Origin of the sequence: Nocardia asteroides, assembly GCF_021183625.1 — a bacterium.
Classification (GTDB): domain Bacteria; phylum Actinomycetota; class Actinomycetes; order Mycobacteriales; family Mycobacteriaceae; genus Nocardia; species Nocardia asteroides_A.
Genome location: NZ_CP089214.1, coordinates 223,440 through 235,824 on the forward strand (window position 1 = coordinate 223,440; position 12,385 = coordinate 235,824).

Sequence of the window (12,385 nt, forward strand, 5' to 3'; positions counted from 1 at the left end):
ACCATGACACAGGCGACGACAACGCCGCGGGTGCCGAGCACCGAGCAGGTACCGGTTCGCGTGGTGGATTCCGATGTGCACCCGGTGCCGCGCGCCGGGCAGATCCTGGAATACCTCCCGGAGCCGTACCGGAGCAAGATCGTCTCGCACAAGGTGGGGAACACGATCTTCTACGACGCCCCCGATTACGCGCACGCCTTCGCCATGCGGGTCGACGCGTTTCCCGAGGACGGCGGATTCCCCGGCAGCGACCCGGAACTCGCCTTCCGGCAACTGATCATGGAAGCCGGGTCGGATATCGGCATCCTCGAGCCGTCGGCCAAGGCCGAGCGGCTGCCGGAATGGTCGCAGGCGCAGAGCGTCGCGCACAACAGGTGGCTGGCGAACCACTGGCTGGACAGCCGGAACAACTGGCACCAGCGGTGGCGCGGCTCGATCTGCGTCGCGGTGGAGGACCCCGACGGCGCGGTCAGGGAGATCGAGAACTGGGCCGGGCACCCGTACATGGCGCAGATCCTGATCAAGGCCGAGCCGCGCCCGGCCTGGGGCGACCCGCGCTACGGGCCGATCTGGGCCGCCGCGGTGAAGCACGGGCTCCCGGTCAGCTGCCACCTGTCGCGCGGCTACGCCGAGACCCTGCCCACCCCGCCGGTGGGGCTGCCCTCCTACAACCACGACTTCATGGTCAGCTACTCGCTGCTCGCGGCGAACCAGGTCATGAGCCTGATCTTCGACGGCGTCTTCGACCGGTTCCCCGAGCTGCGCATCGTCCTGGTCGAGCACGCCTTCACCTGGATCCTGCCGCTGATGTGGCGGATGGACGCGATGTACGAGGCGCGCGGGCCGTGGATGGAGATCACCCGCAAGCCGTCGGAGTACGTCAAGGAGCACATCCGCTTCACCACCCAGCCGCTGGACTACCCGGAGGACAAGACCGAGCTGATCCGGGCGTTCGAGTGGATGGAGTGCGCGAAGATCCTGCTCTTCTCCTCGGACTACCCGCACTGGACCTTCGACGACCCGCGCTGGCTGGTCAAGCACCTGCCCGCGCACGCCCGCGAAGCGATCATGTTTCGCAACGGAATTCAGACCTATCACCTGCCCGAGTCGGTCCCGGCGCTGCCGGGGCAGGCGAGGGCGTGGTGACGGGGCTGCGGAAAACAGAGGAAACGACAATGAGACGCGTTGCGGGCAAAGTCGCCTTCGTCACCGGAGCCGCACGGGGGCAGGGCCGCAGCCACGCGCTCCGGCTGGCCGAAGAGGGCGCCGACATCATCGCGGTGGATATCTGCCGCGATATCGAGTCCATCGGATATCCGATGGCCACGCAGGCCGATCTGGACGAGACCGTCGCGCTTGTGGAGAAGACCGGCCGCCGGATCTCCGCCGAGCGCGCCGATGTGCGCGACGTGGCCGGATTGCGCGCCGCGCTGGCGCGGGGCGTCGCCGAATTCGGCAGGCTGGATATCGTCGTCGCGCAGGCCGGCATCGCCGGGATGACCGGGAATCCGCCGTGGCAGGCGTGGTCGGATGTCATCGACACCAATCTGATCGGCGTCATCAATACGATCCAGGTCGCGCTGCCGCACCTGGACGACGGCGCCTCGATCATCGCCACCGGCTCGATGGCCGCGCTGATGGACGTCGCCAAGACCGACAACCCCGGCCAGGACCCGGGCGGCGCCGCCTACCTCGTCGCCAAGCGCGGGTTGTCCGAGTACGTGCACGCCATCGCCACGGAGCTGGCGGCCCGGAAGATCCGCGCGAATGTCGTGCACCCCACGAACTGCGACACCGACATGCTGCAGAGCGACGTGATGTACCGGACCTTCCGCCCCGACCTGCCGAACCCCGGCCGCGCCGACGCCGAACCGGTCTTCTACGTGCAGCAGGCCATGCCGGTGCCGTTCGTCGATCCGCTCGACATCAGCAATACGGTCCTGTTCCTGGCCTCCGACGAATCGCGCTACGTGACCGGCATGCAGATGCGAGTGGACGCGGGCGGATATCTCAAGTGGTACGACTACCACATCTGAAAGACGAGGACACGAAATGACGACCGAGAATATCGTGTCGGATATCGATCGCCGCCGCAACACCTACCATTTCGATCGGCACACCCCCGAATACCGCGAACAATTCGAGAATATCACCGAGGAAATGCAAGAGCGGTGCCCGGTCGCCTGGACCGAGACCTACGGCGGGCACTGGGTGGCCGCCGGTAACCGGGAGGTCTTCGAGCTCGCCCGCTGCCCGCACCTCTCCAACGACCGCGACATCAACAACGAGCGCCGCGGCTACGAGGGCATCACGATCCCGTCCCCGGCGACCATGCAGTACCGCAGCGGCATTCTGGAGATGGACGAGCCGGAGCATCGGATCTACCGCGCCGTGCTCAATCCGTACCTCTCCCCGGCCGCGGTGAAGCGCTGGGGGCCGTTCATCGACGAGATCGTGCGGGCCTCGCTGGACGAGCACATCGAGACGGGGCGCATCGATTTCGTCGAGGACCTAGCCAATATCGTCCCCGCGGTGCTGACTTTGGCCCTGCTGGGAATTCCGCTGGCGAAGTGGGCGATCTACAACGAGCCGTCGCACGCCTCGGTGTACACGCCGCCGAACTCCCCCGACATGCCGCGCGTCCAGGAGGCGAGCCTGGCGATGGGGCTCGACCTGCTGTCGAACCTGCTCGAGATCCGCGAGAACCCGCGGCCCGGCATCATCGACGCGCTGGCCCGGATGACGATCGACGGCGAGCAGCCGCCGGACCTGGATCTGCTCGGGCAGCTGGGGCTGCTCATCGGCGGCGGCTTCGACACCACAACCGCGCTCACCGCGCACGCGCTGGAGTGGCTCTCCCAGCATCCGGGGGAGCGGGAGCTGCTCAGCCGGGAGCGGGACGGGCTGCTCGATCCGGCCACCGAGGAGTTCCTCCGGTTCTTCACCCCCGCGCCGGGCGACGGGCGGACGGTCGCGGAGGACTGCGAGATCGCGGGCCAGCGCTTCCGGGAGGGCGAGCGGGTCTGGCTGTCGTGGGCGATGGCCAACCGCGACCCGCAGGTCTTCAGCGACCCGAACACGGTGATCCTGGACCGGAAGGCGAACCGGCACTACAGCTTCGGGCTCGGCATCCACCGCTGCATCGGCTCGAACGTGGCCCGCACGGTGTTCAAGCACATGGTCACCGCGGTGCTCGACCGGATGCCGGACTACGTCTGCGATCCGGCCGGAGCCGTGCACTACGACACCATCGGGGTCATCCAGGGCATGCGCAGACTCCCCGCCACCTTCACCCCCGGGCCCCGGCTCGGCCCCGGTCTCGACGAGACCCTGGCCCGGCTGCAGCGGCGCTGCGACGACGAGCGGCTCGCCGCACCCGTCACCGCCGAGCGCCCGCCCACCGGCTGACCCATCGACCACGGGAGCACACCCCATGCTGTCAACGCCCGACGGGCGGCGCATTCCGCTGATCGACGCCAGCGTCCACATCTTCTTCCGCTCCGACGCCGATTTCCGCGGCTTCCTGCGCGAGCCCTACCGCAGCCGCGGCATCCCGGACGTGGAGATGGACTGGTACGGCGCGCCGGGCGGGGAGTACGCGCCCGGCACGACCGGCCCCAGCGGCCAGTACCCCGGCTCGGACCCGAACCTGCTCGGGCACTGCCTGTTCGAGCAGCGCGGCGTCGACCTCGCGATCCTGCACCCGATGAGCCGCGGCATCCTGCCGGACCGGCACCTCACCTCCGCGGTGCTCGCCGCGCACAACGAGATGATGGTGTCGCGGTGGCTGGAGAGCGGCCAGTACGCCGAGCGGTTCCGCGGCACGCTGCGGGTCTGCCCGGACGACATCGCCGACGCGGTCCGCGAGATCCGGCGCTGGCGCGGGAACGCGCAGATCGTGCAGATCGGGATTCCGCTGCAATCGCGGGAGCTGTACGGCAAACCCCAGTACTGGCCGCTGTGGGAGGCCGCGCAGGAGGCGGGGCTGCCGGTGGCCGTGCACATCGAGACCGGCAGCGGGGTGGAGAACCCGCCGACACCGTCGGGGCATCCGCGCAGCTACGAGCAGTACGCCGCCTTCATGCCGCTCAACTACGTCTACCACCTGCTGAACATGATCGCCGAGGGGGTCTTCGAGCGGTTCCCCGCGCTGAAGTTCGTCTGGGCCGACGGCGCGGGCGACATGCTGACCCCCTTCATGTGGCGGATGGACACCTTCGGCAGGCCGCACCTGGAGCAGACGCCGTGGGCGCCGCGCATGCCGAGCGACTACCTGCCCGGGCACGTGCACTTCGTGCAGGGCCGGCTGGACGGCCCCGGCGACGTCGAGTTCGCCGGGGAGTGGCTGGCCTGCACCGGCAAGGAGGACATGGTCATGTTCGGCTCCAGCTACCCGCACTGGCAGCTGGGCGAGCCCGCGCTGCTGCCGCGGGCGTGGAGCGCGGAGCAGCGCGACAAGGTCTGCTGGCGCAATGCCGCCGATCTGTACGGCATCGAGCTGCCCGCGGCGGTGGCCCGGTGACCGCGGATCAGGAGTTCTTCCGGGCGACCACCGAGAAGTTCCTGCGCGGGCGCGTGCCCGCCGACGAGGTCAGGCGCCTGCGCGACGATCCGGCCGGATTCGACCCCGGCTACTGGCAGGCAGGCGCCGAGCTGGGCTGGACGTCACTGCTGGTCGACGAAGCGGCGGGTGGCGGCACGCTCAGCGGCGACCCGCTCGCCGATCTCGCGCTCGTCGCCTTCGAGTTCGGCAGGCACGCGGCGCCGGGGCCGCTGATTCCGGCGAACGTCGTCGCGGCGGCGCTGAGCGCCACCGGCACCCACCCGGAGGTGCTCGCGGAGCTGATCTCCGGCACCGCGATCGCGACCTGGTGCCACGCCGCGGCGGGGCCGGGCCTGGCCTTCGACGCCGTCGACCTCGAGATCCGGGAAGCAGGCGCCGACCTGGTGCTCACGGGCAGCTCCAGGCCGGTCGAGTACGCGGGGGTGGCCGACCACCTGCTGGTCACCGGGTACACCGATGGCGCACCGACCCAGGTCTTGCTGCCCGCGAGCACCCCCGGCGTCGCGATCGAACCGCTGAGCTCGGTGGATCTCACGCGCCGGTTCGCCGCCGTCACCTTCGCCGCCGTCCGGGTTCCGCGCACCGCGCTGGTCGGCGGCTGCGGTTCGGCCGCGCGGCAGGTGACCCGGCAGCTCGAGGTCGCGCTGGTCGCGCAGTGCGCCGAGATGGTCGGCGCGATGCAGGCCGGATTCGACATCACCCTGCGGTGGGCCGCCGACCGCTACTCGTTCGGCCGCCCGCTCGCCTCCTACCAGGCCCTGAAACACCGCTTCGCGGACATGAAGTCGTGGCTGGAGGCCGCGCACGCCATCGCCGAGGCCGCGGCTTCGGCGGTCGACGCGGATGCCACCGGCGCGGCCGAACTGGCCGAGGTCGCGAAGGCCTATATCGGCCACCACAGCGTCGAGCTGCTCCAGGAGTGCGTGCAGCTGCACGGCGGCATCGGCTTGACGTTCGAGCACGATCTGCACCTGTTCCTGCGCCGCGCCGCCGTCGGCCGGGCCCTGTACGGGACCCCCGCCGAGCACCGGCGGCGGATCGCGGCGCGGCTGATCGACCGGGAGGCGGCGCTGTGAGCACCGAGATCGAGGACCTCGCCGCCTTCCGGGCCAGGGCGCGCGGCTGGATCCGCGCCGAACTCGGCCCCTTCGACCCGGAGCTGGCGGTCGGGCTGCACCGGGTGCCCCGCGAGCAGGAGCTGGCCGCCGTCGCGCACGACCGCCGCCTCCAGCGGCGGTTCCACGACGCCGGATTCGCCGGGATCGCGATTCCGCGCGAGTACGGCGGGCAGGGGCTGACCGGCGCCCATCAGCAGGTGTTCAACGAGGAGCTGGCCGGGTACGAGTACCCGACCCGGTTCCAGGCGCCGACCATGTCGCCCTGCGCCGCGGTGCTGCTCGACTTCGGCACCGAGGAGCAGAAGCGGCGCCACATCCCCGCCATGCTGCGCGGCGAGGAGATCTGGATGCAGTTCCTCTCCGAGCCCTCCGGTGGCTCCGACGTCGCGGGGGCGCTGACCACCGCGGTCCGCGACGGCGACGAGTGGGTGCTCAACGGCACCAAGATCTGGACGACCGGGGCGTGGTGGTCGGACTGGGCGCTGTGCCTGGCCCGCACCAACTGGGACGTGCCGAAGCACCGCGGCCTGACGGTGTTCGTCCTGCCCATCCACCAGCCCGGCATCGAGGTGCACCGGATCGAACTGCTCAACGGCTCGGGGGATTTCTGCCAGGAGTTCCTCACCGATGTGCGGGTGCCGGACACCGACCGCGTCGGCGCGGTCGACGACGGCTGGACCGTCGGCACCCGCTGGATGTTCCACGAGCGGATGCTGTTCAACTCGCCCTACGTCACGCACGCGCCCGGCGCCTCGCACACCCCCGCCGAGACCTCCCCGCTGCGGATCGCCACCGACGCGGGGGTGCTCGACGATCCCCGGGTGCTCGACCTGATCGGCGAGGCGCAGGTCCTCGCGGTGGTGGGCCGGGCCCTGCAGGAGCGGCTCGGCAGCGGAATCCGCTCCGGCCGCATGCCGGACCAGTCCGCCGCCGTCGGCAGGCTGTTCGGCGGGGTGAGCCAGGTCCGCACCGAGGCGATCAAGTTCGAGATCGCCGGCTCGAGCACCGCCGCGTGGTCGGACGGGGAGCGCGGCGTGGCCGCGGCGAGCGAATCGTTCCTGATGCGGCAGGTGGCGTGCATCGGCGGCGGCACCACCGAGATGGCGCGCAACGTCATCAGCGAACGCGTCCTCGGCATGCCCCGCGAACCCGCTGCCGACCACGGCATTCCCTTCCGGGAGGTACCGCGCGGCACCCGCACCGACCGATGACCCACCCCGACGAACGAGGAGTACCGCGATGAACCTGAACGACATGATCCTGGTCAGCATCGACGACCACATGATCGAACCACCCGACATGTACGCGGGCCACATCCCGGCCAAGTGGAAGGACGAGGCGCCCAAGGTCGTCCGCAACGCCAACGGCGTCGACGAGTGGGTCTTCCAGGACGAGGCGACCTCGACCCCGTTCGGGATGGCCGCGACCGTCGGGTGGCCGCGCGAGGAGTGGGGCTTCAACCCCGGCGCCTACAGCGAGCTGCGGCCCGGCTGTTTCGACGTGCACGAGCGGGTGCGCGACATGAACGCCAACGGCGTGCTCGCCTCCATGTGCTTCCCCACCATGGCCGGCTTCAACGCCCGCACCTTCCACGAGGCGCGGGACAAGGAGCTCGCGCTGGTGATGCTGCAGGCCTACAACGACTGGGCCGTCGACGAGTGGTGCGGCACCTACCCGGGCCGGTTCATCCCGCTCGGCATCGTGCCCATGTGGGACGTTTCGCTCGCGGTGGCCGAGGTGCGCCGCCTCGCGCGCAAGGGCTGCCGGTCGATCAGCTTCCCGGAGACCCCACACGTCCAGGGCTTCCCGAGCTTCCTCTCCGGGCACTGGGACCCGATGCTGGAGGCGCTGTGCGAGGAGAACATGGTGCTCTCGCTGCACATCGGCGCCGGCTTCGACGTGATCAAGCGGCCCGCCGAGGCGCCGATCGACCACCTGATGGTGCTGGCCTGCCAGATCTCCGCGATCACCGCCCAGGACCTGCTCTTCGGCCCGACGCTGCGGAAGTTTCCGACGCTGCGGGTCGCGCTCTCCGAGGGCGGGATCGGCTGGATCCCGTTCTACCTGGACCGCATCGACCGGCACTTCACCAACCAGTCGTGGCTGCACGACGGCAACGACTTCGGCGGGAAACTGCCCAGCGAGGTGTTCCGCGAGCACATCCTGGCCTGCTACATCACCGACCCGTCCGGGCTGCTGCTGCGCGACCGCATCGGCATCGACATCATCGCCTGGGAGTGCGACTACCCGCACACCGACACCACCTGGCCGGAGTCACCGGAGTACGCCTGGAACGAATTCCAGGAGGCGGGGGTGACCTCCGAGGAGGAGATCCACAAGATCACCTGGCAGAACGCCTGCCGGTTCTTCGACTGGGACCCGTTCCAGCACACGCCGCGCGCGCAGGCCACCGTCGGCGCGCTGCGCGCGGCGAGCGCCGATGTGGACGTCACGCGGATGTCGCGGTCGAAGTGGCGGGAGCGCAACGAGGCGGCCGGGATCGGCACCTTCTGAGGGGTAGCGGCGTCCGGCTCACCCGGAGCCGGCGTCGCGGACGGTCAGCAGCAGGTCGTCGAAGCGGGATCGCAGGGCGGTCGGGGCGGGGCTGTGCCCGCTGACCGCGGCGCAGAGCCGGGCCGCGAGCTCCTCGACCGGCACGCCGGTCTCGGTGGCCCGCCAGGCGAGGATCTCGCGCGCCCGGTCCGCGGGGATGCCGTAGACGAGCAGCAGCATGCCGACGGCCCGCTCGACGACGGCGCGGTCGGCCACGAATCGGGTCACCGATTCGTCGACCACCGCCATGCCGTCGGCGCGGAGATCGGCGGTGAGGTCGACGTAGCAGCCGTCGACCCCGTCGGGGGCCGGTTCGCTGATCACGATCAGCGTGCGCACGCCCCGCTTGGTGCCGAGCACGCGCAGCCGCAGGCAGCGGCGCTCCGGTGCGTTCAGAACCTGGGCCAGCAGGCCCCGGTCGTCCGGGTGCACGCGGGCGATGGCGGCGTGCTCCGCCATCTGCTCGACCGCCGCGGGAACCCCGGGTGCCGGTGCCGCGGGTGCGGACCACCACACCGTCCGGGTGCCGCGGCGGTAGGAGAAGCGCCCCGCGCGCAGTGCTCCCGCCGCGGTGCGCTCGCCGTCCGCCTCGATGCGAGCGGTGGGGCTCACCCCGCTCGCCGGGGCTGCTCGGAAACTTTCCATGCTGGGAAAATCGGTGTTGACCTGGGGGTTATTTCCGAATTCCGGCGTGAGGAGAATCGCGGGCGCTGTGACGTTTGGGCGGTTCGACGGGGGTGCGGGCGCTATTCGCGCCCCGGAGCGGCGGTGATGCCGCCGCCGCCCCGGGGCGGGGAATGGTGCCGAGCCTGTCCGCGGGGGTGCGATGCGGAACGTCTCACCGGCGTGGCGCGACCGGAGATGTGGTCATCGGCACGGTGACGTTTCGCGCCGCGAGCGGCGGAATCACTCGGGTGCGGGCGCGGTGAAGGTGAGGCCGAGCGAGCGCGGGAGGCCGCGGTGGCGCCCGCGCCGGTTCGACCAGAACGTCTCGGCGGTCGAGGCAGGCTCGTCCAGTGCCGCCGCGCGCAGGGCGTGCTGCTTGAAGGCGGTGCCCGCGAGGCTGAGGGGGTGCTGCGCGCGGTGCAGCCCCGTGTGGTTCGTCGTCCACAGGACCGCGGGCGGCGCGTTGAGCGCCATCGCGGGCCAGACGTCGGCGAGGACGAGCACGTGCGGGTTGACCTCGTGCAGCAGCGGGGCCGGGTCGGAGCCGGGGTTCATGACGATCGCGCCGAGGAGTTCGAGGCCGCGGAGCCCGCGCGGGTCCGGGGTCGCGACGATCACCTCCCAGCCCGCCGCGCAGGCGTCGAAGAGCAGGCCGCCGGAGTGCCGGATCGCCTCGGTGGCGGTTCCGGCGGCCACCAGCAGGCGGTAGCGCAGGCTGGATTCGCGCAGGTGCGCGCGCCAGCGCTGCCGCGAGTACACCCCGAAGGTGGTTCCGCGATCGCGGAACCCCTCCTCGGCGAGGCGCAGGTGCCTGCCCGTGCGTTCGACGTCGGGCACGGTCATGCGTCGCTCCCGGTGATCGGCGCCGCCAGGTTCTGCTCGTGCACCGTGCGCTGCAGCTGCTCGATGGTGTCCGCGAGCCCGGGCCCGAGCCGGGGGCCGGGGGTGAAGGTGGCGGGCAGTTTGCGCATGCCCTGGATGATTCCGATGGTCTCGTAGTGCACGGCCCCCGCGGGGTCGCAGGCGTAGTCCGGCATCCGGTCGAGCACCGCGAGCAGCATTCGCTTGAAGATCAGGCGGGCCACGTTGGAGCCGATGCAGCGGTGGATGCCGAGCCCGAAACTCAGGTGCCGGTTCGCTTTCCGGTCGAGGACGACGGTGTCGGGGTCGGGGAAGACCGCGGCGTCACGGTTGGCCATGGCCCAGGACAGCCAGAGCCGTTGGCCTTCGCGCAGGGTCCGGCCCGCCACGTCGTGATCGGCGGAGACGGTGCGGCCGTCGCCCGGCGCCGGGGTGAAGTAGCGCAGGAACTCCTCGGTGGCGGGGTCGAGCAGCGTGTCGCGGTCCCTGCTGAGGACGGTTCGCTGGCCGGGGTTGTCCGACAGCCACTCGAGGGAGTGGGCGGTCAGCGCCGTGGTGGTGTCGAAGCCGCCGCCGATGAGCAGCCCGAGGATGCCGAGCAGGTCGAGCTCCTCGGGCGGCTCGCCGTCGACCCGCATCCGGGCGAGCGCGTCGATGATGCCGGGGCGCGGGTTCTCCCGGATCTCGTGCAGGTTGGCCAGCAGGTCCATGCCCATCGCCATGTTCAGCTCCTGAACGCGGTCGATGTCGGGGGAGTCCGGCGGGGTGTAGACCGAGGCGTGGGCGGGCTCGCTGTAGACGGCCCACTTGTGCAGCGGCACACCGAGCATGGCCAGGGTGAGCACGGCGGGCACGATATTGGCGAGGTCGTCGACGAAGTCGATGTGGCCGGTCTCGATCCGCTCGTCCAGGCAGGCGCGGACCAGGTCGTCGATGAAGGGCTGCCAGCGCCGCACCGCACTGGGCGAGAGATACGGGTTCAGCACCGCGCGGAACACCCGGTGCTCGGGGTCGTCCATCTCGATGATGCCGTTGCGCATCGGGAGGTAGGTCTTGCCGGAGGGGATGGTGATGCCCTGGTAGCCGCGGCGCTCGTTCTTGTAGTCGCGGTCACTGGAGACGTGCGGGCAGCGGGCCAGCTCGAAGACCTCGCGGTGGCCGGCGGCGACCCAGTGGCCGCCGTGGGTCTCGGTCCAGGCCAGCGGGCAGCGGGCGTGCAGTTCCCTGGTGATCGTCTCGAACTCGCCGCGGTACTGCGGGGTGTGCCGGTCGAAGTGGTAGTCGGGGGTGGGCCGGGGCGCGGCCGTCTCGGGGTGCGGGTTCACGGCGGAGTCCCTTCCTGCCGGTCGGCTCAACGGTCCTTGAACGGCACCGGCGCGGGCACGGTGACGCCCTCTGGCATGATGAGCTCGCCCTCGTTGTTGATGTAGCCGGAGCCCTTGCGCGGCAGCGGCAGCGCCGGATCCGGGCAGGGCATGTCCGAGCCCGCCCCGCAGATGCCGCCGTTGAAGTAGGAGCGCTCGAGCACGTCCTCGGGCCAGGGGTCGGCGTGCATGCCGAACCACTGCGCGGGCAGGTTGTAGAAGGCGAAGAAGATCACGCTGACCGCGGCGAAGATCGCCAGGAAGCGGGTTGCCTGCTGCTTGGCGAAGCCGCCGCCGACCCGGTCCAGCCCGCGCTCGGCGATGGTGCGGCCCCGGTCGTCGGTGAAGTAGTACAGGCAGCACAGCCCCGTCTGCACCCCGCCCCACATCAGCCCCTCGTAGACCGGCCACTGGTAGTAGGTGCCCGCGTTGATCGAGAGCGCCTGGATGGAGCCGGGGAAGCTGTAGAGCCCCATCGGCATGAGGACAAGGCCCTCCATGACGAAGTCGAAGACGAAGGCGATCACCGCGGTCACGCCGATCAGCCGCAGATTGCTCATGCCGGGCCACCGGGCCTTGACCTTGCGCATCACCCAGCAGCCCGCGATGGTGCAGAGCAGCACGCCGTAGGCGTAGCCGGGCGCGTTCATCAGCAGCGGCTCGGCGACCTGGCGGCCGGGTTCCTCCGGCGAGATCCAGCCCGGGATGTGCGAGGACCACGAGCCGCGGTTGAACATCCAGGTGTTGTAGGTGCACCAGGTGTTGAAGTAGTTGAGCAGCGGGTCCTGGAAGAACATCAGCCCCATCGCGCCGATGAGCATGCCGTCCAGGGTGATCCGGCGTTCCCGGCGCCACGGCCGGACGATGAACCACCAGATGCTGACCGGGAAGAGGACCACGATGCCTGCCGTGTAGACGGTCAGGATCGTCTTCATCGCGGTGGGCAGCTCGGTCGGCCCGGCCGGGACGCGCTCGAAGTAGGGGCCGCTGACCCAGCGGATCCACACGTACACCTGCAGGAGCAGGATCGCGGCGCCGACAACGGCCCAGATCTGCACGGGCTTGACCGCGGCCTGCTGCTCGCCGCCGAGCGCGGCGGTCTTCGCCGCGGGCTCGGTGACGGTGACCCTGCCCTTGTCCTCCGGTCCGCTCATCGCGCGCACCCTTTCCTCGACGTTTCGGTAACCGAACGAACATCAAGATACCAGCTAGTATCTGTTTGACGAAGAGGAATCTGTGGCGGGAAGAGGCAAGGGCGG

11 protein-coding genes are annotated in these 12,385 nt (G+C 70.4%); 7 read left to right on the forward strand and 4 right to left on the reverse strand.

What is annotated here, in order from left to right:
• Positions 1 to 3 precede the first annotated feature (3 nt).
• The 7 genes from LTT61_RS01160 to LTT61_RS01190 are packed head-to-tail and all read left to right on the forward strand — an operon-like array spanning position 4 to position 8,196.
• Entirely contained in the window at positions 4 to 1,146 is a 1,143-nt protein-coding gene (locus LTT61_RS01160) for an amidohydrolase family protein (RefSeq protein ID WP_233018046.1), read from the forward strand.
• Between the two features lie 29 nt (positions 1,147 to 1,175).
• Positions 1,176 to 2,036 (forward strand): mycofactocin-coupled SDR family oxidoreductase, encoded by an 861-nt coding sequence (locus tag LTT61_RS01165; protein WP_233018047.1) that lies wholly within the window; start codon positions 1,176 to 1,178, stop codon positions 2,034 to 2,036.
• Positions 2,037 to 2,052: 16 nt separating this feature from the next.
• On the forward strand, positions 2,053 to 3,408 hold the full coding sequence (locus tag LTT61_RS01170) for a cytochrome P450 (protein WP_233018048.1): 1,356 nt from the start codon (positions 2,053 to 2,055) through the stop codon (positions 3,406 to 3,408).
• 25 nt (positions 3,409 to 3,433) lie between these two features.
• Positions 3,434 to 4,522: an amidohydrolase family protein gene (locus LTT61_RS01175; RefSeq protein WP_233018049.1), complete on the forward strand. Its 1,089-nt coding sequence runs from the start codon at positions 3,434 to 3,436 to the stop codon at positions 4,520 to 4,522.
• Positions 4,519 to 5,640, forward strand: coding sequence for an acyl-CoA dehydrogenase family protein (locus tag LTT61_RS01180; RefSeq protein WP_233018050.1), 1,122 nt, complete (start codon positions 4,519 to 4,521; stop codon positions 5,638 to 5,640). The genes LTT61_RS01175 and LTT61_RS01180 overlap by 4 nt, the downstream gene beginning before the upstream one ends.
• Entirely contained in the window at positions 5,637 to 6,893 is a 1,257-nt protein-coding gene (locus LTT61_RS01185) for an acyl-CoA dehydrogenase family protein (protein WP_233018051.1), read from the forward strand. Before LTT61_RS01180 ends, LTT61_RS01185 begins: the two co-directional genes overlap by 4 nt.
• Positions 6,894 to 6,921: 28 nt before the next feature.
• Positions 6,922 to 8,196, forward strand: a complete 1,275-nt coding sequence (locus tag LTT61_RS01190) for an amidohydrolase family protein (RefSeq protein ID WP_233018052.1) — start codon at positions 6,922 to 6,924, stop codon at positions 8,194 to 8,196.
• An 18-nt stretch (positions 8,197 to 8,214) separates the two neighbouring features.
• On the opposite strand, the gene LTT61_RS01195 is transcribed toward LTT61_RS01190, so the two are convergent.
• From LTT61_RS01195 to LTT61_RS01210, 4 genes are all read right to left on the reverse strand, one after another.
• The gene (locus tag LTT61_RS01195; RefSeq protein ID WP_233018053.1) at positions 8,215 to 8,847 is read right to left on the reverse strand and encodes an ANTAR domain-containing protein; all 633 of its coding nucleotides are present in this window, start codon (positions 8,845 to 8,847) and stop codon (positions 8,215 to 8,217) included.
• A 294-nt stretch (positions 8,848 to 9,141) separates the two neighbouring features.
• Positions 9,142 to 9,744: a hypothetical protein gene (locus LTT61_RS01200; protein ID WP_233018054.1), complete on the reverse strand. Its 603-nt coding sequence runs from the start codon at positions 9,742 to 9,744 to the stop codon at positions 9,142 to 9,144.
• Positions 9,741 to 11,087: a cytochrome P450 gene (locus LTT61_RS01205; RefSeq protein ID WP_233018055.1), complete on the reverse strand. Its 1,347-nt coding sequence runs from the start codon at positions 11,085 to 11,087 to the stop codon at positions 9,741 to 9,743. Before LTT61_RS01205 ends, LTT61_RS01200 begins: the two co-directional genes overlap by 4 nt.
• Positions 11,088 to 11,113: 26 nt before the next feature.
• A complete protein-coding gene (locus LTT61_RS01210; RefSeq protein WP_233018056.1) occupies positions 11,114 to 12,280 on the reverse strand; it encodes a spirocyclase AveC family protein in 1,167 nt (388 codons plus the stop codon).
• Positions 12,281 to 12,385: the final 105 nt, after the last annotated feature.